This window comes from Psychrobacter sp. FME5 (assembly GCF_014861375.1).
In the GTDB taxonomy this organism is placed as follows: domain Bacteria; phylum Pseudomonadota; class Gammaproteobacteria; order Pseudomonadales; family Moraxellaceae; genus Psychrobacter.
Genome location: NZ_RRYX01000033.1, coordinates 1 through 25640, shown reverse-complemented (window position 1 = coordinate 25640; position 25640 = coordinate 1). Strand labels below are relative to the sequence as shown.

18 protein-coding genes and 2 pseudogenes are annotated in these 25640 nt (G+C 42.5%); 11 read left to right on the top strand and 9 right to left on the bottom strand.

What is annotated here, in order from left to right:
* Nucleotides 1–421 (bottom strand): annotated as a pseudogene (locus EI161_RS06595) (IS982 family transposase); the annotation flags it as partial.
* An 89-nt stretch (nucleotides 422–510) separates the two neighbouring features.
* Here EI161_RS06595 and EI161_RS06590 point away from each other — a divergent pair.
* The 6 genes and pseudogenes from EI161_RS06590 to EI161_RS06565 form a co-directional block, all read left to right on the top strand.
* Nucleotides 511–750, top strand: a pseudogene (locus EI161_RS06590) (methylenetetrahydrofolate reductase); the annotation flags it as partial.
* Nucleotides 751–924: 174 nt separating this feature from the next.
* On the top strand, nucleotides 925–1803 hold the full coding sequence (locus EI161_RS06585) for a 16S rRNA (uracil(1498)-N(3))-methyltransferase (protein ID WP_192522389.1): 879 nt from the start codon (nucleotides 925–927) through the stop codon (nucleotides 1801–1803).
* Nucleotides 1804–1857: 54 nt separating this feature from the next.
* Nucleotides 1858–3576, top strand: a complete 1719-nt coding sequence (locus EI161_RS06580; protein ID WP_225735257.1) for a GGDEF domain-containing phosphodiesterase — start codon at nucleotides 1858–1860, stop codon at nucleotides 3574–3576.
* Nucleotides 3577–3963: 387 nt separating this feature from the next.
* Nucleotides 3964–5757, top strand: a complete 1794-nt coding sequence (locus tag EI161_RS06575; RefSeq protein WP_192522387.1) for an acyl-CoA dehydrogenase C-terminal domain-containing protein — start codon at nucleotides 3964–3966, stop codon at nucleotides 5755–5757.
* 327 nt (nucleotides 5758–6084) lie between these two features.
* Nucleotides 6085–7869, top strand: a complete 1785-nt coding sequence (locus EI161_RS06570; protein ID WP_192522386.1) for an acyl-CoA dehydrogenase C-terminal domain-containing protein — start codon at nucleotides 6085–6087, stop codon at nucleotides 7867–7869.
* A 340-nt stretch (nucleotides 7870–8209) separates the two neighbouring features.
* Nucleotides 8210–10663 carry a site-specific recombinase gene (locus EI161_RS06565; RefSeq protein ID WP_192529265.1) on the top strand — a complete coding sequence of 818 codons (2454 nt, stop codon included), beginning with the start codon at nucleotides 8210–8212 and terminating at the stop codon, nucleotides 10661–10663.
* 229 nt (nucleotides 10664–10892) lie between these two features.
* Here the strand turns inward: EI161_RS06565 and EI161_RS06560 are convergent, their stop codons facing one another.
* On the bottom strand, nucleotides 10893–11735 hold the full coding sequence (locus EI161_RS06560; RefSeq protein ID WP_192529264.1) for a symmetrical bis(5'-nucleosyl)-tetraphosphatase: 843 nt from the start codon (nucleotides 11733–11735) through the stop codon (nucleotides 10893–10895).
* Nucleotides 11736–12065: 330 nt separating this feature from the next.
* Entirely contained in the window at nucleotides 12066–13058 is a 993-nt protein-coding gene (locus tag EI161_RS06555; RefSeq protein WP_192529263.1) for a formylglycine-generating enzyme family protein, read from the bottom strand.
* 116 nt (nucleotides 13059–13174) lie between these two features.
* Here EI161_RS06555 and EI161_RS06550 point away from each other — a divergent pair, with 116 nt between their 5' ends.
* Nucleotides 13175–13330, top strand: a complete 156-nt coding sequence (locus EI161_RS06550) for a hypothetical protein (protein WP_192529262.1) — start codon at nucleotides 13175–13177, stop codon at nucleotides 13328–13330.
* A 7-nt stretch (nucleotides 13331–13337) separates the two neighbouring features.
* Here EI161_RS06550 and EI161_RS06545 read toward each other — a convergent pair whose 3' ends face one another.
* From EI161_RS06545 to rsmA, 3 genes are all read right to left on the bottom strand, one after another.
* Nucleotides 13338–14336 carry a formylglycine-generating enzyme family protein gene (locus EI161_RS06545; protein WP_192529261.1) on the bottom strand — a complete coding sequence of 333 codons (999 nt, stop codon included), beginning with the start codon at nucleotides 14334–14336 and terminating at the stop codon, nucleotides 13338–13340.
* 309 nt (nucleotides 14337–14645) lie between these two features.
* On the bottom strand, nucleotides 14646–15629 hold the full coding sequence (locus EI161_RS06540; protein ID WP_192529260.1) for a formylglycine-generating enzyme family protein: 984 nt from the start codon (nucleotides 15627–15629) through the stop codon (nucleotides 14646–14648).
* A gap of 481 nt (nucleotides 15630–16110) precedes the next feature.
* Nucleotides 16111–16974 (bottom strand): 16S rRNA (adenine(1518)-N(6)/adenine(1519)-N(6))-dimethyltransferase RsmA, encoded by an 864-nt coding sequence (rsmA, locus tag EI161_RS06535; RefSeq protein ID WP_192529259.1) that lies wholly within the window; start codon nucleotides 16972–16974, stop codon nucleotides 16111–16113.
* Nucleotides 16975–17423: 449 nt separating this feature from the next.
* On the opposite strand from rsmA, the gene EI161_RS06530 reads away from it, so the two are divergent.
* A complete protein-coding gene (locus EI161_RS06530; RefSeq protein ID WP_192529258.1) occupies nucleotides 17424–18338 on the top strand; it encodes a hypothetical protein in 915 nt (304 codons plus the stop codon).
* Nucleotides 18339–18546: 208 nt separating this feature from the next.
* Here EI161_RS06530 and pdxA read toward each other — a convergent pair whose 3' ends face one another.
* Entirely contained in the window at nucleotides 18547–19644 is a 1098-nt protein-coding gene (gene pdxA, locus EI161_RS06525; RefSeq protein WP_192529266.1) for a 4-hydroxythreonine-4-phosphate dehydrogenase PdxA, read from the bottom strand.
* 393 nt (nucleotides 19645–20037) lie between these two features.
* Between pdxA and dnaB the strand changes: the two genes are divergently transcribed.
* The 3 genes from dnaB to argF all read left to right on the top strand — a co-directional run bounded on the left by dnaB (nucleotide 20038) and on the right by argF (nucleotide 23954).
* Nucleotides 20038–21441, top strand: coding sequence for a replicative DNA helicase (gene dnaB, locus EI161_RS06520; protein ID WP_192524362.1), 1404 nt, complete (start codon nucleotides 20038–20040; stop codon nucleotides 21439–21441).
* Nucleotides 21442–21741: 300 nt separating this feature from the next.
* Nucleotides 21742–22848 (top strand): alanine racemase, encoded by a 1107-nt coding sequence (gene alr / locus EI161_RS06515; protein ID WP_192524361.1) that lies wholly within the window; start codon nucleotides 21742–21744, stop codon nucleotides 22846–22848.
* 188 nt (nucleotides 22849–23036) lie between these two features.
* Nucleotides 23037–23954 carry an ornithine carbamoyltransferase gene (gene argF / locus EI161_RS06510; RefSeq protein ID WP_192529257.1) on the top strand — a complete coding sequence of 306 codons (918 nt, stop codon included), beginning with the start codon at nucleotides 23037–23039 and terminating at the stop codon, nucleotides 23952–23954.
* A gap of 120 nt (nucleotides 23955–24074) precedes the next feature.
* Here the strand turns inward: argF and rpiA are convergent, their stop codons facing one another.
* Both rpiA and EI161_RS06500 read right to left on the bottom strand, forming a co-directional pair.
* Nucleotides 24075–24734: a ribose-5-phosphate isomerase RpiA gene (gene rpiA, locus EI161_RS06505; RefSeq protein WP_192529256.1), complete on the bottom strand. Its 660-nt coding sequence runs from the start codon at nucleotides 24732–24734 to the stop codon at nucleotides 24075–24077.
* Nucleotides 24735–24883: 149 nt separating this feature from the next.
* On the bottom strand, nucleotides 24884–25576 hold the full coding sequence (locus tag EI161_RS06500; RefSeq protein ID WP_318779366.1) for an ArsB/NhaD family transporter: 693 nt from the start codon (nucleotides 25574–25576) through the stop codon (nucleotides 24884–24886).
* Between the last annotated feature and the right edge of the window lie 64 nt (nucleotides 25577–25640).

The window sequence follows — 25640 nt, the reverse complement described above, 5'->3', positions numbered from 1 at the left end:
GCTTAGCCGCACAGTAGCTAAAAGCCGCTAAGTCTTGATAGTTTTTATGCCGATACGCGCGTCCATAATGACAGACGGGTATCGGAAAACCATCTATAAAATGGATGTTGTCACGGCCTTCGAGTTGACTGACTGTATCTTGTATCCGCTGTTTGACCTGCCACAGATTCGCGCAATGCTTTGCGAAGTTAGGATATGAGCCGATGGCTGGAAACCAAGATTGCCAATGCTGGGTAAAGTATTGCCAAATCTGTTTGTCTTGATCAAGGTTTAAAAATTCACCGACCAGTTCCATGCAAATAATCTCAGGATCACTCAGCTTTGGCGCGTAACCTGCCCCTCGCAAGGGTTTAGTGACGACTATTTTGTAATATTGCTCTACCATTAAATAGATATTGATGATAAATTCGTCTATGGGCATCTCATGACTCCGTTGTATTCTTGGTCGAAAACAATAGATTAGTGAGATGCTCTTCTTTTTTCAATCACTTTCGATGTTGAGAGTGGGGTAACTCTAGCAATCTGGTACGTTTTGCTGATAGCTGTGGCGCAGATATTCCGCGTTACGTGCGTAAGCAATTGGCCGACTTTGGCGACGACCGCAAAGCCATTCGCGAGTTTGGTTTTGAGGTGGTACACCGTCTTTGTGAGCGTTTAATCACTGAGGGCGCGCCCGCCATGCATTTTTATAGCATGAATAAGGTTGAGCCTAATAAACGTTTGGTTGAAGCTTTAGGACTGTCTACTTAGAATCCTCTACTTAAACCGGTACTATATTGATTAGCTTAAAAACTGGCGTTCTTAGGAGTGCCAGTTTTTTTTGGTATTACGATTGCATTAATGACAAACCCTTTACCCACTCAAATGATATTCTGCTAAGATACTGAACATATATCATGACTGCCATTATAGGAATAAGTAACTTTGCGACGTTTTTTTTATGCCACCAGTGATGAATCAAATCTAACCTACCCTCAGCTTAATAGTTTGCCTATCGGCGCTGATATTGAGTTAACAGAGAGTATCGTTCATCATTGGTGCCGGGTATTACGAGCCAATATTGGCGATCGAGGTATTTTATTTGATGGCTTTGGCGGTGAGTATCAAGTGCAGCTAAAAACTATCAGCAAAAAGCACGCCACGGTAACGTTATTGGCTCATATCAATGAAGACCGTAGTGCATCCGTATCAACTAAAGTCGGTCTGGTGATGAGTCGCGGCGAACGGATGGATTATGCGATTCAGAAGTCGACTGAGCTTGGGGTGACTGCTATTCAACTGCTAAGCAGTCATCATGGCGAGGTTAATCTAAAACCTGCACAAGTCGAAAAAAAGCTTGCACACTGGCAGCAGATCGCTATTGCCGCCTGTGAACAATGTGGACTCAATCGCCCACCGCTTATCCTTGCCCCGCTATCTATCACTGACTGGCTGAAACAATTAGAAGCCAATCCCTATAAGCCTTCCAAAACTTCAAACACAGAAACAACGGTCAGCTCTATCGTAGCCATGCTTAGCCAAAGTCCCTATTATAAAGTATTACAGCAACCAGCCGACTTGAGACTACAGTTAAGCGTGCCAGCAGAAGGACAACCCGCTAGGCCTGAATCCTTATCCACCGTGCTAAAACAACAAACCCCTTATATTGAGCTCTTGGTTGGCCCTGAAGGCGGACTTAGCAGCGATGAATGCGCACAAGCCGCAAACGTGGGTTTTAAGCCTTGGCAAATCGGCACGAGAGTCTTACGTACTGAGACCGCACCCGTGGTTGCGCTAGTCACCCTACATGCTCTCAGTCATTAGTTTGTAATACTGTCACGCTATCTATTAATCAATTTTGACGTAATGAGTTCAGTTATGACCGCTTTTACACCTATGCCACTGGCAGACAAACAGCAATTATTGGTTAAATTATGTGAGCAATTTGAAGATGCTATATTCATCTTAGATAAAAATTTACGCTATTTATCGGTCAATGCCACCTATGAGCTAATGCTTGGTTATACGGAGGATTTTTTGCTTGGTCGACCACTTGGTATATACGCGACAAAGTTTTTATCAGAAGAAGAAAGCGCGATTTTAAAAGATATTACTAATTGCTTAGATAGTACTGGCTTTTATGAAAGTAATTTTTCGATGCCAAACCGTTATGGACAGATACTTGAATGTCATATGACTTATCGCAAGATTTGTATTGAAGATTCTGTTTATTATATTGGCATGGTGCGTGATATGTCCTCGGCGGTCAAAGACCAAAAACAGGTAGCCCACTTGCTCAATTATGATCAATTGACAGGCCTACCTAACCGTAAGGTATTCTTGAGTCAAGCCAGTGACTTACTGTTGGACAGTTCCCAAAAAGTCGTCATTGTGCGCTTAAATATTGACCGTTATCGTAACCTTGCCAGCCTACTAGGCCCTGATGGTATCAACACGTTGATAAAAAGCTTTGTCACTCGTCTCAAAGCGCTAAAACTGGATAATTTGCACTGTTTTTCACATTTTGGCGGTGACGATTTTGCTTTATTGTTTGAATGTAATGGTGCCAACATAATACACAATCAGCTGACCAGTTTGATGCAAATGTGTGAGCGACCCTTTTCTTTAGAAGACAATGCAGCGACAGACACCGATATTTATTGTCATATATCGGTCGGGGTCAGCTACTTCCCTGAAGACGATGAAGAGTTGATAGGATTATTGACCAAGGCTGAAAAAGCATTACATTATGCTAAGCAGCAAGGCGGGGACGATATCTGCTGGTACGATACGGCAATTGATGAGGCCACAGCTGGCGGTTTACAGCTAGAAGCTGAGCTGAGATCAGCTGCTATTGAAGGTCAATTTATACCTTATTACCAACCAAAATTTGAATTAATGACTGGCATCATCATTGGATTTGAGGCGCTTGTACGCTGGCAGCACCCAACGCGTGGACTGTTAAAACCCATACACTTTATCGATGCTATTATCACTCACAAACTGTCGTTTGATCTGTTCACACAAATGGCCATTAAAATCACCAAGCAGATATCTGTTTGGCAACAGCAAGGCTTCTTTCAGCACATTTGTATCAACGCTGATGCCGCTGAATTTAGCCACCCTGATTTTTTTGAAATGGTAAATAGTCTACTGGTACAGCATGATATCTCTGCGCATCAGCTGCATATCGAAGTGACTGAATCCTCTTTAATTCAGCGTCATGCCCATGTCAAAAAACAACTGGATTTGCTCAAAGCACTCGGTGTGTGTCTTGCGCTAGATGACTTTGGTACTGGCTACGCCTCTTTAAGTTACTTACAACAATACCCCTTTGATTTTATTAAAGTTGACAAAAGTTTTACTTCTAACATCGAAACCGATCGTACCCAGCAAGCCATTGTAAAGGCTATTTTGGATTTGGCAGTGGCCTTGGATATGCAAGTAGTCGCAGAAGGTATCGAAACCGAACAGCAGCGCGATATACTTTTGGCGATGGGTTGTCAGTATGGTCAAGGCTATTGGTTTGGCAAACCTGTCACGGCCCAGGCAGCGACCGAGATGTTGATTCAGCAATACGCCACCAAACAAACCTAAGATAGTTAGTATTTTTTGACCCACTATCACCAGTATTTTCATAGAGTTATTCGCAGTATCCTGTAGCGCCTAACGTCGATTGCACAACCGATGCAAGATGGGTTCATGACTTATCAGTGCTGTCACCAAACTTGTATAATCCCCTATGAAAGCCTATCTTTTATAGTGAATTTGTTAGGTCTCATAGAATTTTAAACCGATTCTAACAATCACCATTCTTTTCAATACCATTTTAGCTAATCAATAATTTAAATGATCTGCATGACTGCTTATCATTGATTTAGTTTCTTTAAATTAAAGTAGGCAATATCGAGGCACTAAATAAAAACGCCCTCACCTGCTTACGATTGATTATTATTGGTTATATTCCCAAAAGGACAGGAAGTTATGCAATATAAAGCACCCTTACGTGATATTAAATTTGTCATGCATGAGTTACTTGATAGCGAAAGCCACTATAAAACATTACCTGCATTTCAAGAAGCAGATCGTGAACTAATGGACAGCTTATTTGAGATGGCGGCAAGCTTTGCTGAAAATGAGCTGTCACCACTCAATCAAAGCGGTGATGCTGAAGGCTGCCAGTTTAACAATGGTCAAGTCACCACACCAAAAGGCTTTAAAGAAGCGTATAAAGAGTATTGTGAACTAGGTTTCCCTGCATTGTCTGCTGAAGAAGAATTCGGCGGTCAGAACATGCCGTTTTCATTGTCTACGGTTATTAATGAGATGGTCGGCACGGCAAACTGGTCATTCTCTATGTACCCTGGCCTATCGCATGGTGCTATCCAAACCATCGAGCATCACGGTACGGACGAACAAAAACAAACTTACCTAGAAAAAATGGTCACCGGCGAATGGTCAGGTACCATGTGTTTGACCGAGGCACATGCCGGTTCTGACTTGGGTATTATCCGTACCAAAGCTGAACCAAAAGAAGATGGCAGCTATAGCATCACCGGTCAAAAAATCTTTATCTCAGCGGGTGAGCACGACTTAACCGACAATATCATCCATATCTGTTTAGCTCGCCTACCAGGTGCGCCAGCTGGTACTAAAGGCATCTCGTTGTTTATCGTCCCTAAAGTGATGGTCAACGAAGACAACAGCCTAGGTGAAAATAACCAAGTAGCGTGTGGCTCTATCGAACACAAAATGGGTATCAAAGCCTCAGCCACTTGTGTGATGAACTTCGACGGCGCAACAGGTTACCTAATTGGCCCTGAAAACCGTGGTCTACAGTGCATGTTTACCTTTATGAACGTGGCTCGTATTGGCACGGCAGTCCAAGGCCTGACGGCAGCAGAATATGCATTCCAGGGCTCACTGACGTATGCCACAGACCGCTTAGCGATGCGTTCATTATCAGGTGCTAAAGCGCCAGATAAAGTCGCTGATCCTATCATCGTCCATCCAGCGGTTCGTAACATGCTATTGACTGAAAAAGCCTTTGCAGAAGGTGGTCGCGCATTGGTTTATTACCTCTCACATTTTGCAGATACTGTGGCAAAAGGCGAAGGCGATGATCTTAAGTTTGCTGACCAAATGCTGTCATTATTGACCCCTATTGCCAAAGCGTTCTTGACCGAAACTGGCCTAGAAGCAGCCAACCATGGCGTACAGGTTTATGGTGGTCACGGCTATGTTAGCGAATGGGGTATGGAGCAAAACGTCCGTGATACGCGTATTGCTTGCTTGTACGAAGGCACCACTGAGATCCAAGCACTTGATCTATTAGGTCGTAAAGTGCTCGGCTCACAAGGTAAGCTGCTAGCAAACTTTGTTCAAATCATCCAAAAATTCTGCGAAGAAAACAAAGACAACGACGAGATGGGTCAGTTTATCCGCCCACTTGCCAAGCATCTAAAAGAATGGGGCGAGCTGACGTCACGTATTGGTATGCAAGCGACTGAAAACCCAGATGCGGTCGGCGGCGCAGCAGTTGATTACATGTACTTTAGTGGCTATGTCACCCTAGCCTACTTATGGGCGCGTATGGCACTCATCGCACAAACCGAAATCGCTAACGGTAGTAGCGAGCAGGCGTTCTATGATGCCAAAGTGAAAACCGCGCAGTTCTACTTCGCTAAGTTACTGCCACGTACGACGACCCATGTACAACGCATCAGCACTGGCGTTGAACCATACATGAGCATGGATGTGGATCAGTTCGCTTTTTAATTAGAGGCTAAACACTGCTACTACTGTATTTTTATCGGCAACATACTCAAGTGTGTTGCCGATTTATTTTGTGGGTATATTGCAATGAAAAACACCGTTTATAGATGGTAATTAGCTATTCTTGTTACATCGCTATGGTTTTTAAGATCTATTTAAGTACTTCAATAGTCTATACTGACTTTTGGTGCACGGACAATTCACGAAGAAACACCCCAGCGCACACGCTTATTTGTTAAACTTTGATTATTAATCACCGAGATTAAATCAAAAGAACAATTGATATTCTTAACCACTCCAATTTTATTTATTTGAACCAAAGGAATGTTTATGGCTGTTTATAATGCCCCTCTTAATGACATGCGCTTTATCTTAAATGATGTGTTTAATGCGCCTAAATTCTGGCAAAACAATGAAAACCTAGCTCATGTTGACATGGAAACAGTCGATATGATTTTGGAAGAAATGGCAAAACTGTCAAAAAACATTCTATTACCTATCAACCGCAGTGGTGATGAAGAAGGCGCCACTTTCGAAGGCGACGGTGTCGTCACGACCCCTACTGGCTTTAAAGACGCTTATAAGCAATATGCTGAATCAGGTTGGGTTGGCTTAAGCGGTAACGCTGAATACGGTGGTCAAGGCTTCCCAAAAATGGTCACCATGCTGACCGAAGAGATGGTATTCACTGCCAACCAATCGTTTGCCCTCTACCCTAACTTGACCGTTGGTGCGACGCTTTGCCTAAATGCGGCTGGTTCAGAAGAGCAAAAACAAACCTATCTAGAAAAAATGTATGCTGGTGAATGGGCTGGCACCATGTGTTTAACAGAGCCACATGCCGGTACTGACTTAGGTATTATTAAAACCAAAGCCATACCAAATGATGATGGTAGCTACGATATTTCTGGTACCAAAATCTTTATCACTGGTGGTGAGCACGACTTAACTGAAAATATCATTCATTTGGTATTGGCAAAAACGCCAGACGCCCCTGCTGGCTCAAAAGGCATTTCATTGTTTGTTGTACCAAAATTCTTGGTTAATGAAGATGGCAGCCTAGGCGAGCGCAACACCCTAGCCGTCGGCTCTATCGAACACAAAATGGGCATTAAAGCTTCGGCGACTTGTGTGATGAACTTTGATAGTGCCAAAGGCTGGATGGTTGGTGCTGAAAATACCGGTCTGTCATCGATGTTTATCATGATGAACTATGAGCGCGTGACTATGGGTCTGCAAGGCCTTGGTGGTTCTGAGCTTGCTTATCAAAACGCGGCACTATATGCCAATGACCGTGGTCAAGGCCGTAGTGACACGCAGCTACAAAGTCCAGAAAAACCAGCTGACGCCATCATTTATCATGCCGATGTGCGCCGTATGCTACTGAACGCCAAAGCCAACACTGAGGCATCGCGTTGCTTTGCTATGTACGTCGCCAAAAACCTTGACGAAGAGAAATTTAGTACCGATCCTGAGTCGGCAAAAGCTGCCGCCGCGCGCGTTGCCCTACTAACGCCAGTGGCCAAAGCATTCTTGACCGATAAAGCACTAGAAGCCACGGTTGATTGCCAGCAAGTCTTTGGTGGTCATGGCTATATCCGCGAATGGGGTATGGAGCAAATCGTTCGTGATACGCGTATTGCGCAGATTTATGAAGGCACTAACGGCATTCAGGCGCTTGATTTATTAGGTCGTAAAGTGGCGAAAAACAACGGCAAATACGTTAGCCATTTTTTAGGTGAGATTCGTGACTTTGTCAATAATATGCAAGCAGATCATGGTATCAAGCAAGCGACATTAGATGCTGCCGATACGATTGAGGCGCTAACCAACACGGTACTGGCCAACATTGGCGAACGTAAAAATGAAATTAACGGCTGTGCCGTTGACTATATGCATGCCTTCGGTTACCTCGCTTATTCATACATGTTTGCATTGATGGTGGAAGCGGCCAACGGTAAAGAAGGTGAGTTTTATACCAATAAAGCCAAACTTGCTGATTATTTCGTCGGTCGTATCTTGCCACGCATTGATGCTCATGCACAAATGGTTCAAGCAGGTAGTGATCCAATGATGAATTTTGATCTTGACTACTTTGATGTGCCTGCAAGCTAAATAACATTACAGACTTACTTATAAAACTCTAAGTGAGAGGACAGTTATATAACTGTCCTTTTTTTTGCCAAAATAATTTTTATAAGAATATGATCATTGAAAAGTAATATCTATAAATCACGTACTGCTGGTATAAACTTTCCTTGCTTGCTGTGCCTACGCAGACAGAGGCTGCAAAAAATTTATACCAACAGCACTGTAGCATTTTGGCTCTAACGACAAAAATAACTGCTAACAAAATAATTAACTATCGTTGCTTGGTTATGATTAAAATAACGCAAGACAGAATATCGCTCGCAGCCTGAGGGCGGGTTAAAATAATTATAACCAAGGATGCAATGTGTCAGAAATAAAACACATTTTACAGCAGATTACGGCCTTAAGTGATGTGCCCGATCCTGCGGTACTTAAACGCTTAGTAGCTGAGCTGCGGGTCAGTGATAAAGAACCTGCGTTGGCCAATGAAAACATGCAAGCACTGATTGACATCCTTCGTCAGCATCCTGAGCATGGCGATGGACTGTCTAGCTTTGTCTTAAAACTCATCATTCAATACCGCCAAATTGCTCTGTATACCGACACTGGTATCATGTCAGATCAAGGATTTTTTAATAGCTTACGTCGCCTCATTGGTCATCGTTTTTTACCATTATTGCCGCAAGAGGATTCAGTCGTTGAACTAATCGGTTATTTGTTTGATAAGCACTCTGATGAACGCTGGCTAGCCAATATTGAAAAAAACAAATGGGATGAGCTGGTTGAGCTGCTCAAAGTACAAGAGAAGCACTTAGATTTAGTGGCAACGGCAAAAAACAGTATTTTGAATGCTATTATTATCCTATCTTATCGCATCAGCGGTATCGGTTTGCATCCTGATCTGATGGAATCTTACCCGCAAATATTAAATTATTCAGCGTCTTTTGTGGCACAAAATCAAGAAGCCGTACTATTCGTTAATCAATACAGGCAAGCACATGAGCTTGATACCTTAACCGATATTACCCCTGAACATGCCGTCGACCCAGCGCCGCTGCTGGTCATGATCGAGCAGTGCGAAGACATAGTCGCTACAGTACGTAAACGTATCTACAAGACGGGAATCTCTATTCGTTTGACCAATATGATGCTGCGCTTGGATCAAAGTCTTCAGCGTATGCGCATCTTAACCGAGCTGGTGACCGATGGTAATAAAAACCGAGATCGCGCCGTTATTGAGCTGATACAAACGCTGATTACCACCGCCAATCGCCGTTATAGTATTGGCTACTTGATTGATAACAATACCAAATTACTCTCGCGCAAAGTCACTGAAAATGCCAGCCGTGTCGGTGAACATTACATCAGTACCGATAAAGCGGGCTATCAAAAGATGTTTAAAAAGGCCTCTATCGGCGGCTTTGTTATTGCTTTCATGGCCACTATTAAAATATTGGCGTACCAATTGGCACTCGCTCCGATGGGACGAGCCTTTATTAACAGTATGATTTATGGCTTGGGTTTTGTTTTTATCCATGTCATCCGTGGTACGGTTGCGACCAAACAGCCCGCTATGACTGCTGCAGCCATAGCCTCGACCATATCTGATGGCTCGGGGAAAAAATCACACCAGCTGACTAAGCTATCAGAATTGGTCGTCGATATTTTGCGTACTCAATTTATCGCCATTATGGGTAACGTCATGTTAGCGATACCCGTTGCGCTTATTATCTCTTTTGCGTGGCTGCAATATACAGGCGTGCCGATGATCGATTCTGAAAAAGCGGGACACCTGCTCCATGAGCTTGATCCTTTTCGCTCGCTGGCGCTGCCCCACGCTGCCATTGCTGGGGTGTATTTATTTCTGTCGGGTCTCATTGCCGGCTACTACGATAATTTAGCCGTTTATAACAATGTAGGCGCGCGTATCCAACGTCATAGACTGTTAAAGTACATATTACCCAAGTCCTGGCTACAGCGTCTAGGCGGCTTTGTAGAGGCTAACCTTGGCGCAATCATGGGTAACTTTTTATTCGGGGTATTCTTGGGTAGTACCGCGACTATTGGTTTTATATTTGGCTTACCAATTGATATTCGTCATATTGCCTTTGCCTCGGCTAATTTGGCGCACGGCTTATTCAATATCTCCGCCGATGATATAAGTTGGAGTGTTATTTTAGTATCCATTCTTGGTGTAGCGCTTATTGGTATCGTCAATCTGATGGTCAGCTTCTCGCTAGCGTTATTTGTGGCATTGCGTTCTAAAGAAGTCAAATTCCTTGAATGGAGTCGTTTATCCAAGCAGATTTTTAGTCACATACTAAGCCATCCTTCTGACTTTTTTTGGCCACGTGATAAGCCAATGAAATACGCGCGTATCGATAGCCAAGGGCATATGATATTTGATGATACCTCAGCGCAAAAAGGGGGAAAACCGTTACCCAGTAATTATGTCGTCAGGCGGTTATCTGATGTCAGAATCCTACCTAACTCTAAACAAGCTAGTACCCAAAACGCATCAACAAATACCAACATATACTATGACAACCAGCCCAAAGGCGAACATCATCAATCTCAAGCATCTCCTAAAGGAGTCGTCGATCTTGATGATGGCTTAATAGATAACGAGCTCAATAGTGTGCCTTATACTGATGACATTCAATATGATCAAGCGACTAAAATACTCAATAACCTCACTAATGCTCATGGTCAGGCAACGGACAATGAACAACCTCATGCTAGCAACGATGTTAAGCCTGCGGGCGACGCCAAAACACCTTTACCAAAACCAAAAAAGCCACCAAACTTACCCAGTTAATGGGTTTATTTGATGGCTGGACTGGTTACTTTTAAATATAGAGTTAAAATACTTTAAAAACGCTACGATACTGCGGGTATAGTTTTTTTGCAGCCTCTGTCTGCGTAGGCACAGCAAGCAAGAAAAAACGGTACCTGCAGTACGTGATGTAGCGATATTACTTCTCACTGACTATAGCTACCTAAAAAATAACTTTTTCATATACTTATAATTATGACGTGTCTTCATATTATGATTGTGGCAGTAAGCAATGGGCACTTGAGGTTATAGCTTTACCGTCACCCAAACGATAAGCCAGCAGGTAATTACCCCAAACGCAGCCACCATCAAGCGCACGCGCATAAGGCAAATCAACCTCACCTTTTAGCGCCGCCCAGTGGCCAAATAATATCTTACGGTTGCGCGGCACCTGCCATTCAAACCAAGGCAAAAAATCTTTGGGCATTCGCTCATCCAAACCTGCAGAAAAGCTAAACTCCAGCGACCCATCCTGTTGACACAAACGCATACGAGTAAAGTAGTTAGCAATCGCTCGCATTTTAGTAAAGCCATTAATATCTGTATGCCAGTTATCGGCTGTTTTGCTATATAAATTTGGCAATAAGCGATCAAGCTGTTTTAAGCTGGCTTGTAGTTGTGACTCCAATTGCTGCGCATAATTCGCTGCTTCCTCAATACTCCAATGTGGAGGAATACCTGCATGCACCAACACCGTATGCTCATCAGGGTAAGCCAATATCGGCTGATGGCGTAGCCATTCAAGCAACTCATCGCAATCATCAGCAGCAAAAATCGGTGCGGTCTTGTCTTTTTTCTTGATTTTCGTCGCGCCGCGCCAGACGGCAATTAGATTAATATCGTGATTACCAAGCACCGTTGCAGCCGCCCCTTGCTCACAAAGTGCTTTGACATGGCGCAACGTATTTAACGAATCTTCGCCGCGTGCTACTAAATCCCCAGCAAACCATAGTTTGTCTTGGGTAGGATCAAAGTCCAAGGTTTCAAGTAGCTGAAGGTATGCCGCATAGCACCCTTGCAAGTCACCGATGACATACTGCTGGCGAAAACTCATAAAACCTCTATAATTTTTATACATTTTTTTATTAAGCTTCTTGCAAAAGACAGAAGCCAATTTCGAAACTCACTAAGCCTGCGAACAGCTTTATTCTTAAGTCATAACGCTTGTAACGATTTCGCTAGCGCGCAGCCACAATTTTAAACAGCTTGATTCAGCCTATTTTAGGCTCAATCATAATATGAAACTTAGCCAAATACTAATTGGTTTGTTTGCAAAGTTTCAACATCTGACCACCACGGGAGTTTTAAATGAGATGAAAGCTTGTTCATCTAAGTCAATTTGAGCTTTTAGATTTAAGCCGTGTCCTCATTTTAAAACTCTCTGCTACGTTTGTAAGAGATCTGATGAATGTACCGCACAGCGCACAGAGGTACGATTATTATAATTATATTCTTCCAATGACCTACCTTCATCTATAACTGCAGTAGGTGGTTGTTCTAAACGCAAGATCGTAATGGGTGCATTATCTCGTAACCCTCCTGCTGACCCCCAGTCAGCTGGAACTGAACGGGCTACTTTTAGAGTCCCCGTCTCAGGCCCTTTTGGGTTTTCCACTGGACTGTATTTATAGTAGTCTTCATCGTACCAGTCGTTCATCCATTCAAGGTTTTGATTGCTCATATCGTACAACCCTAATGGGTTAGGTGGGTAGAGTCCTACTACAGCAACGTAACCAGACGTATTATATTCACGTGCAATCTCATACATATCATCTCTAGTCCATACGTTACGTCCAAAGTCCAACTCACCAGTATCGGTTGGGAACATGACATACTCACCGCGATTACGCGCCGCATATTCCCACTGGGCTTCAGTTGGCAAATCAACGGGTTCGTTCATTTGCTGACCCAACCACTGACAATAATGTTTGCCCGTTTTCCAGTCAATACCTGCCGCTGCTGTAGGTAGCCTTCTGTCGGATGAGTTGGGTTGCATTCCTACTTTTTCTTGTCCCGTTGCTATACTATAAATATCAAAATCGCTATAAGTTGCTTTATAAGCGTTTAAGCTAAAACTGTCTAGAGTGACAGGATGCAAAGGTTTACTGTCTCTGGCACCTGATAAAGGATAGCCACTCGTCCAATCGAGCTTTTCACCAAAATCGCCCATATCATAGCTACCGCCTTCGATAAATTGCATGTTTTCTTTTTGCTGCGCTAAGAAGTTATCCAATTGCTGCTGTTCATCATCGCTTAGATTACTACGGGTTTGCGGGATACCACTATTATCTGTCGAAGTAGCTGGCTCTTTAGCGCAAGCAGTCATGGCAAATAGCGGTAAGATAAATAGCGGTACGAATAGAGGTTTTAGCGGCATAATAGGCTACAGTGATGTTTTGTTGAGAAGTCAGACGGATTATACTAATAGTTTGATGGGATTGTCCAAGTCGTTATATTAAACTAATATTGAGCTAGATTGGGTTAATAAAACGGATGAAAAACACCAGTCTGAAGTACGATGTTTTTATCAATCGTGGTAACGCTGGATTCTATGCTGCCAAAAATCCAGAGCAATATGATCCCAATTCATTTGATATCAGAGACATGCTAGATATGCAAAAGGCTTTAAAGAGATACTCAAATAAATAAATGAGCTCTAATTAACAGGCTCTGGTGAATGTATCACACAGCGCACTGAGGTTCTATAATCTTGATTATATTTGTTAAAATCTTCCAACGTTTCTCCCTCTTCAATAACTGCAGTAGGTAGTTGTTCCAACCGTAAGATCGTAATGGGTGCATTATCTCGTAGTCCTTCTGCTGACCCCCAGTCAGCAGGAACTGAACGCGCCACTTTTAGAGTGCCGGTCTCAGGGCCTTTTGGATTATTCACTGGACTGTATCTATAGTAGTCTTCATCGTACCAATCATTCATCCATTCAAGGTTTTGATTACTCATATCGTACAACCCTAATGGGTTAGGTGGGTAGAGTCCTACGATAGCTATCGAAATGACTGTGTTGTGATTATCAGCTACTGTCTCCATTTCATCCATTGTCCATACGTTACGCCCAAAGTCCAACTCGCCAGTATCGGTTGGGAACATCACGTATTTACCGCGATTGCGTGCGGCATATTCCCACTGCGCCTCAGTGGGCAAATCAATAGGTTCGTTCATTTGCTGACCTAACCATTGGCAATAATGTTTGGCCGTTTGCCAGTCAATTCCTGCTGCTACATTAGGTAGCCTTATGTCTAATGAATTGGGTTGCATACCGACTTTATCTTGCCCAGTCGCCATGCTATAAATATCAAAATCGCTATAAGTAGTTTTATAAGCATTCAGACTAAAGCTGTCCAGAGTAACAGGATGCAGAGGTTTACTGTCTCTAGCACCTGATAGAGGATACCCACTCGTCCAGTCTAGCTTTTCACCAAAGTCGCCCATCTCATAGCTTCCCCCTTCGATAAAGCGCATGTTGGCTTTTTGCTGCGCTAAGAAGTTATCCAATTGCTGCTGTTCATCAGCATTCAAATCGCTACGAGTTTGCGGGATACCGTTACTGTCCGTCGAAGTAGCTGGCTCTTTAGCGCAAGCAGTCATGGCAAATAGTGGTAAGATAAACAAATATACGAATAAAGGCTTTAGCGTCATAATGGGCTACAGTCATATTTTGTTGAGAGTTCAGAAGGATTATACTAATAATTTGTGTGGATTGTCTAAGTATAAAAATCAAACTACTGTCGATCTAGATTGGGTTAATAAAAAAGGGTTAGTTACTATTAATTCTTATAGGGTAATAGCATGCCAATCCCAGCTTTTATGCTGCCAAAAATCCAGAGCAATACGATCCAGCGGGCTTTGACGAAGATATTACATCGCCCTTCGGACGAGATGATGACGACAGTCATATGGTTTAAGAATTAAAACCCAGCTGAACCATACTCTCTTATTACCTAATATTTAGTTCAATGAGACAGATGTATTAGCGACACAACGTGCTGAAGTTTCACGGTTTTGATTAAGTCCAGCATCATTTAATATAAGAGGCGGATCAGGAAATTTGTGCCAGCGTTTTACGCTCACAGGACCCATCACCCTAATATTTCTAGCACTACCTTCATTGGCATCCACGCTGCGCAATACTTTTTCTTTGCCAGTTGATGGACCTTGTGGATTATGCTCAGGACTATTTCCATAATACTTGGCATCATACCAATCAATCATCCATTCATAGTTTTGATTGGTCATATCATATAATCCTAATGGATTGGGTGGATACAAACCTATTATTGGAACTGTTGCTGGCGCATCATATCTACTGCTAACTTCACGTGCTTGATCAAATGTCCATACATTACGTCCATCATCTACTTTGCCAGTATCGGTTGGGAATAAGACATACTGACCGCGATTACGCGCCGCATACTCCCACTGAGCTTCGGTCGGTAGACTCATAGATACCTCTAGCTGTTGACCCAACCATTGACAATAGTGCTGCGCGCTTTGCCAATTGACACCCGCTGCTGCATTAGATTGATACAATGCAGTCATATACTCTTGCATTCCTTCTTTTGGCTGCCCAGTCGCCATACTATAGATATCAAAGTCACCAAATGTTGCTTTGTAAGCATTCATACTAAAGCTATCAAGTGTCACCTTATGCAATGACTTATTATCACCACCGCTAGAGATCGGCATTCCTTCAGTCCAATCGAGCTTAGGACCAAAGTCACCCATCTCATAGCTACCGCCTTCGATAAATTGCATGTTTTCTTTTTGCTGCGCTAAGAAGTTATCCAACTGCTTTTTTTCATCAGCGCTTAGATTATTACGGGATTGCGGAATACCATTACTATCTGCCGTTGCTACAGGCTCTTTAGCACAGGCAGTCATGGCAAATAATGGCAAGATAAACAAAGATACGAATAAAGGCTTTAGCGTCATAACAAGCTACAGTGATTTTTTGTTGAGAGTTCAGAAGGATTATACTAATAATTTGTGTGGATTGTCCTTAAGATATTGCGCTATAGCGATCATGAACATTGTGTTAATGACATACTCGCTCAAAGCAATAATGACCTATGCTATCAAGTTCATAGGAACGAACTTGGGAAATTTTAGTTATGCAGTCTGATGATAATAATTAAATCACACTTGTCTTGGCGTTTTATAGCCTAAATCTTTCTGAATTCTAATATCACTGCGAGCACAGACCCCATTATAGTCTTGGCGATATATCAGTTCATTCTTCAATATGCCTCAAAATACTTCTTAATCATGATTAACTCTTGTTAATCCACTTAGTTTATCAAGTTTGGTACTACAGTTGCTTCAGCATAGCTCCGTCTAATATAGCCACATTTATACAATGACGTTTAATCGTCACTGTATAAATGTTTTTGAATGGTAATAAGCACTGTTTGATTTAAACCGCTATCTGCCGCGCTTGATTGCTCAAATTAACAAAGTCTTTCACAGTTAATGTTTCAGGACGTGCTTGTGGATCAATACCGCAAGCCGCAAAGTCGTCTTCGCTCAATGTTGGCAATAGCGTTGATTTTTTAAATATCGCCCGCAGCGTTTTACGGCGATGATTAAAGGTTTCGCGTACCACAATCGCAAAATGTTCTTCATCCTCTGCCACCACTGGTTTATCAATGTGCGGCGTCAAGCGAAAAACAGCACTGGTTACTTTGGGTGGCGGATTGAATGCACCGCGAGGTACGGTCAGCAGATAATCTGTATCGCAATGATACTGCATGATGACAGACAAGCGGCCGTAAGTTTTGCTACCAACATCGGCAGTGATACGCTCGACGACTTCCTTTTGCAGCATAAAGTGCATGTCTTGAATGACATCGGCATAACTGAGCAAATGGAACAAAATAGGCGTAGAGATATTATATGGCAGGTTGCCTACCACGCGTAACTTACCGCGTTCATCGCTATACAGCTCACGATAATCCACATGCATCGCATTTTCTTTGATAATGGTAAAGTTTGGGTGACTATTGGCTCCAATACGAATACGTAGGCTGTCTGCCAAATCACGATCTAGCTCGACCACGGTCATCGCATCCACTTCTGCCAATAACGGCTCCGTCAGCGCGCCCATCCCTGGTCCAATCTCAATGAGGTTATCGTCGCGCTCTAGGCGAATACTATCAACTATTTGGCGAATAACACTGCCGTCGTGCAAGAAATTTTGCCCGAAGCGTTTACGCGGTTGGTGTTTGGCAGCGCGTAGGCTGTTAGAAATAGATTGAGCATCAAACGAAGTTTTGGACATAAAAAAGTCTTAATGGATAGAAGTTAAATGGACGATAGCGCTATGGCAGCAATATGCTGCTTTTATTTGCTAATTTTATAATGATAAATTATAGCACAGCTCATAATTGCACTGTATTTTTGAGACATGTTATCGATAAATTACCCATACCTTAGCGCAATCGACACAGTGATTTTTTTTGTTCTCAAATCATTTGCTATAATGTTGGCTTATATGAATAAGCACGGTTTCCTAGTGAGGACTTGAATTTCCGGCTGTAGGCTAATGGTGGCAATGGTTTGATTTCTCTAAATAATTGTAGTGTACTTCACGGTATTCTTTTTGATCAGTTACACTGAATTTAGAATACTCTCGGTTTCCCTTTTTGTTTAGGATATTGCGCTGCTGTGTTTTCCTACCTTTGTTTCTTAAGCATTGATGCTTCATTATTACCAACATAAGGATTTACTTTGGAACTTAAACTGGATATTAAATCGAATGCTCTTGATAGTTTTAATGAGGCTTTAGCAAAATTTGAAAGTGGGCAGCAAGGTAATCCTACTGCTTTTAAATTTTCGATACTTCATTTGTCCCACTGTCTTGAGCTTGTTTTAAAGATGTACGTTCAGACATTGGATGAAGATTTAGTCTACAGCAAGTGCTATAAACACCTTGTTAAAAAAGCTAAAGAGGATAGCGTTGATTTATTGGCTGCGCATGTGTCACTTGTAGCAAGCGGGTTTGATTTTTCGACATTGCTCGTGGGTCAGACAAATCCCTATACTATTACGGTCGATCAAGCACTTTCAATCGTTATTAATGAGACCTGTAGCTCTACTGGCAACAAGTTCGTAGACGATCAGTTTATTACTGATATTACTGACATGAAAGATTTACGGAATTCAATAGAGCATTATGAATTTGAATTTACTGTGAAAGAAGTTAGATTGTGCATTGGTAGGCTAGTTCGAGGTCTAGACGAATTTACAGATATATTTTCATTATTTAGTCTAGAAAATGAAGTTGGTAAAGATAGATTCTCCGTCTTTTCAGTTTTAGTTGATGAATATGAGCATGCCGTTTCTGAAGCACATCATGATGTAACAGAAGCCAAAAATGCATTGTTTCGAGGTGTGCGACCTAAACACACAATGTTTATTGAATGGAACGTTTACTATTGTGAGAGTTGTCACTATGACACACTCATACCTAATGAAGACTCACTAACCGGTTATAGATGCACTTATTGTGAGAATGAGGAATCCGGAGAGATAGAGAAAGATTGTGATATTTGTGGTTCACCTTGGGCAAATAGAGAAATGAGTTATTGGGGCGAAGATGTAGGTAATGTATGCCCTCGATGTGTTAATCCTGAAGCATACTAAACCTTATTTCCTTTTAGTTAATGAGTGGAAATTTTAGGATATATCCCAACGGAATCACCTAACAGGCTCCTTAAACTTATTAATAAACCACTTAAAATAGACTACTACAGTGAAACTACTATTAGGGCCTGTTTGATGATTCATAAATAGGTATTATTTACACTAAAGCTACCCAATACTACGTTATAGATCTCGCTCAGGCACCGACTTATGCAAGAGGTCTATTAATGAGTGACTTATCCGCCATCTCGTTTGCCATGGTTAATGCTTGATACAAACTGGTGGCACTTGCGCCGCCACGTCCTGCCAAATCAAGCGCAGTCCCGTGATCGACTGATGTACGAATGTATGGCAGTCCTAAGGTTAGATTGACTGTATCGCCAAAACCGTGTGACTTAAGCACTGGCAGCCCTTGATCGTGGTACATAGCAATGACCGCATCACAATTGGCTAAATGCCTTGGCGTAAACAAAGTATCTGCTGGCATTGCCTCCGAGATATCAACGCCTGCATCGATAAACTCTTGCAACACAGGATTGATAATCTCAATCTCCTCAACACCCAAATGTCCACCCTCGCCCGCATGTGGATTGAGACCGCAGACCAAAATACGCGGCTGGGTTAAACCAAACTTCTCACGCATATCATCAATGACAATCTGTACCGTTTGGCGCACATTATCGGCAGTGATGGCGGCAGGTACGTCTTTTAATGCCAAATGAGTGGTAACAAGCGCTACTTTCATCGCTTCATTAGCGAGCATCATGACCACTTTATCACAGCCGCTTTGCTGCATGAAAAACTCAGTATGACCGCTAAACATGGTGCCATCGAGCAGTTTAATACCAGCATCTATCAATGCAGATTTTTGCAATGGGCCGGTGACGATAGCAGCAACCGTATGATTGGCTGCCAGTTGATGAGCAATCTCTAACTGTCGCGCCACCATTAAGGCATTATTAATATCGATATGGCCTGCAACTATAGGTGCACCACAAGGCATATCAAGTAAAACAAACGTATATTTATTATCATTATTCGAGGCAGAAGTCTGCTGTGCAATTTGCTTTACAAAATCATCAGCATCCACTTGTGGCGCGATTGTTTGCCAAGATGGACAAGTGGTTAACACGCCCGCAGCGACCAATTTATCAGCCCGCGCTTGCATGGCTTCAGCTTCAGCAGTGACCCAGATTGGCCGTTTAAAATCCTGCAGTTTGCCTTCGGCTGCCAATAGTAGTACGACATCCATCCCGATACCAGCAGGTTCACCGGTTGTGATTAACAATGGTAGTTCTTTTTGTATATCTTGCATAGCAATAAGACCCTATTATTATATTAAGCATTTAATTTTATTATATTTTTTGATAAAAAAATAAATATTGATAGTCGCATTGTATAAATGATTTCTCGAACTTTTACAACCCTAATCTAGGATAGATAATTATTTATAGCGACCGAAAAAACCACATAATGTGTTAAACTTTCGCTTTTCATTTTAGCATTTATAAGCAAATACTAAGACCGCATTTTGGTACTCATATCGTAGGAGTATGACAAGCTTGTTTATAGTGAGATTCTCAAATAATGGAATTCTCAACAAGCCTTTCATACCCTTATAGAAAAAACCTCTACTGAATACTTTATAGTAACTTTTGCAACTGACTTTTAAAACCGACTTTTAAAATATTGGGCACTCATGGCAGACAACGAAAAAACCGACGACTTACTCAATCAGACACCGCCGCACAATATCGATATTGAAAAGGCACTACTGGCGTCTTTGATGAGTATTGAAGAGGCATATGACAAAATCGCAGATATCGTCACCAAAGATGATTTTTATGCAGGACGGCATCAATATATTTTTGACGCCATCGCCCATTTGGCTGCCGTCAACGAGCCGTATGATACGGTCATGGTACACGATTGGTTAGAGGCGCAAAAACTGCTAAAGAGTGCCGGCGGCGACAGTTACTTGGCGGATATTTTGAGTCAAAGCCCTGCTACGTTGTTTAACCTAACCGCCTATGCCCAGCGCGTGCGTGAGTTGTCTACTCTACGTCAGTTGATTACCACTGGCAATGACATGTTGACCCTTGCCTATAATCCTAAAGATCAAACGGTCAGCGACATATTAGACAACGTCGAAGCAAAAATATTTAGTATCAATGAGCAGCATAATAAACGCGCCGAGCAGCGTGGGCCAGTTGGTATTACTTCAGTATTGACGAATGTCATCGATAAGATTCAAGAGCTTAAATCGAACCCTGATGGCATGATTGGTCTGCAAACGCCATTTGTTGAGCTAAACAATAAAACTCAAGGTTTACAAGCAGGCGATTTAGTCATTGTCGCCGCTCGTCCATCGATGGGTAAAACCACCTTTGCCATGAACTTGGCGGAAGGAATTTTGTTTAACGAAGATTTACCAGTGGTTGTATTTTCAATGGAGATGCCCGCAGAATCTATCGTCATGCGCCTATTATCATCGTGGGGCGCAATTAATCAGACCCATTTACGTTCAGGACAAATGAATGAAGATGAATGGGCAAAAATGATGAATGCCATTCAGCATCTGCAATCAAAGCATCTTTATATTGATGACAGTACCGCTCTGCCGCCATCCGAGCTACGCTCACGCTGTCGCCGTATCGCTAAAAACCATGACGGCAAGCTTGGCGCTATCATCGTCGATTATCTACAGTTGATGAAAGTACCTAATCTCGATGGTAACCGTGTTGGAGAAATCTCTGAGATTTCACGTAGCTTAAAAGCCTTGGCACGCGAGCTTGAATGTCCCGTTATTGCCTTATCGCAGCTTAACCGTAGTCTAGAGAACCGCCCTAATAAACGCCCTATCATGTCGGATTTGCGTGAATCTGGAGCGATTGAGCAGGATGCCGATTTGATTATGTTCATCTATCGTGATGAGGTTTATAATGAGAACTCAGATCACAAAGGTGTGGCTGAAATCATCATTGGTAAACAGCGTAATGGCCCTATTGGTACCATACGTTTAGGCTTTGAAGGACAATTTACCCGCTTTATCAATCTGACGCCAGAATACTATCAAAATGTCAGTTTTGAGAATGATGAATAATGACTGTTTCAAATAAATATTGAAATATTATTTATGAAACGTTATAAAATATGACTGATTAATAATATAGTTAGTCCAGTATAAAAACAATGCAGCGGAACTGAAATTGATTTTTCGCAGCCTCTGTCTGCGCAGGCACAGCAAGCCAGAAAAATTTATTCCAGTTTCGCGTAAAAACCTCATGTATCTCTTTTATTTAGAATTGACTATAGCCAGTGATTTATCAGCCGATGATAAATCACTGGCTTTATCACTTCATCACTTTACTAATAAAATAACTTTGCTAAAAAGAAGCCTATTATGCGCACCATCACTATCAAACCAGCAGCCATCACCCATAATCTGAATCGAGTAAAAGCGCTAGCACCAAAATCTAAGGTTCTCGCCATGGTAAAGGCCAACGCCTATGGTCATGGCGTCGCGGCGGTCTTGCCAGCGGTCCAGCACGCTGATGGTGTTGGTGTCGCTACTTTAATAGAAGCACTAGAAGCAAGGCAACTGGGCTGGGATAAAACCATTGGTTTGATTGAAGGCGCATTTACTAGCGATGAGTGGCTACAAGCGATTGAATATGATATTAGTTGCGTCATTCATCATGCACCGCAATTAGACTGGGCTCTAGAGCATATACCGCCTGCTGATAGCGCCACTAAAGTAGTTTGGATAAAATATAATACCGGTATGAATCGCTTAGGTTTTAATGACCATACTATTATTCCAGCAGCGAAACATCTGCATGACGCAGGTTATCAGCTGGTTTTAACCACTCACTTTGCCAATGCTGATGATCATAACCATCCCCTAAACGCTATTCAAATTCAACGTTTTAATAACATGCTTAACTCGTTGCGAGAAACCATCAGCGCAGATATTAAAGGCTCATTATGCAATTCAGCTGGTATTGTTAATTTCTCAGAGCATCATCATGACTGGGTGCGTCCAGGCATTATGTTATATGGTAGTGCGCCTGTCATCGATCAAAGTGCACAGGAATTAGAGTTACAACCAGCAATGGATTTTAGCGCACAAATTATGGCCCTACAAACGATAAAAGTGGGCGATGCTATTGGTTATGGTAGCCACTGGATTGCATTAGCAGAAACCAGAACGGCTTTGGTGAGTATCGGCTATGGAGATGGCTATCCACGTATCATTAGCAAGGACGCTTATGTCTCCGTAATCGACGCGACCACCAATAAAAGCTATCCATGCCCAGTTCGCGGTAGGGTCGCAATGGATATGATTGTGATTGATATTAGCTCAACACCCAAAAACTTGGCAATAAATAGTAAAGTAATACTTTGGGGTAGTGTGCCACACGTTGATGAAGTGGCAGCACATGCGGGTACCATCGGTTACGAGTTACTGTGCAGACTAAGTACTCGTCCAGAGCGGACACTAGGTTAATAGCATTGATTTTGCTACTCAGTCTCAGTATTAGTATTAGCACCCTTTCATTAGAGCAAAATTGAACATTTACATTGAGAGTAATTGCGCTATACTAAAAGTTTGTTGTCACCCCAGTATACGCACTAATGCGATGCTATTGAAAACTGATAACTTTTCACTGACTGCGATCGATTGCTAGGATAACTATGAGTTTGCGCCATTTTTTGACCCTATCTGATTTAACCAAACAAGAACTAGAAAATCTCATTAAACGCGCGAGCGAATTGCGAAAAATGCAACACGCAGGCGAGATATATCAGCCGTTTGTTGGTCGTACGCTTGGCATGATATTTGAAAAGTCATCAACCCGTACGCGCATCTCGTTTGAGACTGGTATGGGACAGTTTGGTGGTAGCGCTATTTTCTTATCGCCAAATGACACCCAGCTTGGACGCGGTGAGCCGCTAGAAGATTCAGCTCGCGTTATCTCTAGCATGGTCGATATCATCATGATACGTACTTTTGGGCACGAAAAAGTCGAGACCTTTGCTGAATACTCTAGTGTGCCGATTATCAACGCCCTCACTGATGATTTCCACCCTTGCCAGCTGCTTGCTGATATGCAAACCTACTATGAGCATCGCGGTAGTATCGAAAATAAAATCGTCACTTGGGTTGGTGATGGTAATAATATGTGCGCATCTTATATGCAAGCCGCCAATCAGTTTGGTTTTGAGCTACGCGTGGCAGCGCCCTATGGTTTCGAGCCTGACCCTGAGCTAATGAAACGCTTTTCGCATTGCGTAAGCATCGTCGAAAACGTACAAGAAGCGGCGAAAGATTCGAACTTAATCGTCACTGACGTATGGGCAAGTATGGGTCAAGAATCTGAGCAAAACACCCGTGCTCGTCGATTTGCCTCTTATCAAGTAACACCATTGCTGCTTGATAAAGCCGACCCTGAAGTGGTGTTTATGCACTGCTTGCCAGCTCATCGCGGCGAAGAAATATCTCATGATATGCTAGATGATCCACGTTCGGTCGTGTGGCATGAAGCCGAAAACCGCTTACATGCGCAAAAGGCATTAATGGAGTTTTTATTAAAAGACAAAATTAAGCTATAGGCATCTATTTTATAGGCACATATTTTCATCAGCTGTTTATACAGTAATAGATAGCAAAAAAGGCGGCGTACATAAATTGTACGCTGCCTTTTTAATATTCGGTCGATAAATGACGAATAATTAACGAGTCAATACTTCAACCCCATTACTACTGGCTTTTAACAAAACATCTGCTTGATTAGCAGCAAAGACACCATTACAAACCACGCCAACGATATTGTTTAATTGCTGCTCAAGTGCTAGCGGATTACTAACATCCAAATCATAAGTATCTAAAATTACATTACCGTAATCGGTGACAAAATCTTCACGATAAACGGGTTCACCGCCCATACGCGCTAATTGCCTGGCGACATATGAGCGCGCCTGTGGCAGCACTTCTATCGGTACGGGAAACTCTCGACCCAGTAACTCGACAACCTTACTCTCATCGACCATGCAAACAAACTTATTAGAAGCCGCTGCGACAATTTTTTCACGCGTGAGTGCCCCGCCGCCGCCTTTGATGAGTTGCAAATTTGCGTTTACTTCATCAGCACCATCGATATAAACATCAAGCTGACCGGCAAAGTTTAAATCAATTATCTCAATACCCAATGCACGAAGCTTATCTTCTGTGACCTGCGAGCTTGCAACCGCGCCAGCCAGCCTTAATGTCGGTAACAACTCAATTAAACAGTTAACCGTACTGCCTGTCCCCACGCCAAGTATCATGTCATCTTCGATATAGCGTATGGCGGCTTTGGCGGCGGCTTGCTTTTGGGCTTGCTGATCACTCATCGTAAATCCTTGGCAAAATAAACGTATCATTGTAAAAGAAGTAAAATACTAAAATACTAAAAGAGGCAAAATGCGGGGCTATTATAACTGATGACTTTGATGAATGTCAGCGTAATAGTGCTTCTAATAATCAGATATTAAGTTTATTTTTACCACCCATTTAGCACAGGCAGCCAAAAAGCTAGCGCCAATAGCGTTACCAATAATACTGGCGGGGTAATGAGTAAACCAACTTTCATATACTGCCCCCAACTTATTTTATAGTCCTTTTCGGCCAATACGTGTAGCCATAATAAGGTGGCCAAACTACCGATGGGCGTAAATTTAGGCCCTAAATCATTACCGATGATATTGGCATAAATCATCAATTCTCGTGTCGTATCTGTTACTTGTGCGCTATCGATAGCCAGTGCGCCTACTAAGGTTGATGGCATATTATTCATAATAGAAGCGACAACAGCGGATAGAAAACCCGTACCTAACGTTGCTATCACCGCACCTTGTTGCCCAAGCCAGCCTACAACCTGAGCGCCATAGGCGGTTAATCCGGCATTGCCCAGACCATAAACGACCAAATACATACCAATTGAAAATAAAACTATTTGCCAAGGGGCTTTACGTACCACATCGGATACAGAAATAATAGCACCACGACCACCTTGCCAAAAGCGACCTGCGATAGCCATTAGCATTAGCGCAGCAGCTCCAGTGACAAGAGAAATAGGAATCCCCAGCGGTTCTGTTGCAAAATAAGCCATAAGCAACAATGCTAATAGCGGAAAAGCCGCTTTAAAAACCAACGGGTCTTCGATAGCCGACTCTGGTGCGCTAAGACTAGCAATTGAATAGTGGGTGGTGTATCAAAAAGTATGCTGGAGTAATAAAAGAAGGGTGACAGCCGAAGCA

Bases quoted from the DNA above. Each gene is read 5' to 3' on its own strand.
- EI161_RS06545 (WP_192529261.1), bottom strand. From the start codon at position 14,336: ATGACGCTAAAGCCTTTATTCGTATATTTGTTTATCTTACCACTATTT.
- alr (WP_192524361.1), top strand. From the start codon at position 21,742: ATGCGCACCATCACTATCAAACCAGCAGCCATCACCCATAATCTGAAT.
- EI161_RS06580 (WP_225735257.1), top strand. From the start codon at position 1,858: ATGACCGCTTTTACACCTATGCCACTGGCAGACAAACAGCAATTATTG.
- EI161_RS06540 (WP_192529260.1), bottom strand. From the start codon at position 15,629: ATGACGCTAAAGCCTTTATTCGTATCTTTGTTTATCTTGCCATTATTT.
- EI161_RS06575 (WP_192522387.1), top strand. From the start codon at position 3,964: ATGCAATATAAAGCACCCTTACGTGATATTAAATTTGTCATGCATGAG.
- dnaB (WP_192524362.1), top strand. From the start codon at position 20,038: ATGGCAGACAACGAAAAAACCGACGACTTACTCAATCAGACACCGCCG.
- EI161_RS06555 (WP_192529263.1), bottom strand. From the start codon at position 13,058: ATGCCGCTAAAACCTCTATTCGTACCGCTATTTATCTTACCGCTATTT.
- EI161_RS06560 (WP_192529264.1), bottom strand. From the start codon at position 11,735: ATGAGTTTTCGCCAGCAGTATGTCATCGGTGACTTGCAAGGGTGCTAT.
- EI161_RS06550 (WP_192529262.1), top strand. From the start codon at position 13,175: ATGAAAAACACCAGTCTGAAGTACGATGTTTTTATCAATCGTGGTAAC.
- argF (WP_192529257.1), top strand. From the start codon at position 23,037: ATGAGTTTGCGCCATTTTTTGACCCTATCTGATTTAACCAAACAAGAA.
- rpiA (WP_192529256.1), bottom strand. From the start codon at position 24,734: ATGAGTGATCAGCAAGCCCAAAAGCAAGCCGCCGCCAAAGCCGCCATA.
- EI161_RS06570 (WP_192522386.1), top strand. From the start codon at position 6,085: ATGGCTGTTTATAATGCCCCTCTTAATGACATGCGCTTTATCTTAAAT.
- rsmA (WP_192529259.1), bottom strand. From the start codon at position 16,974: ATGTCCAAAACTTCGTTTGATGCTCAATCTATTTCTAACAGCCTACGC.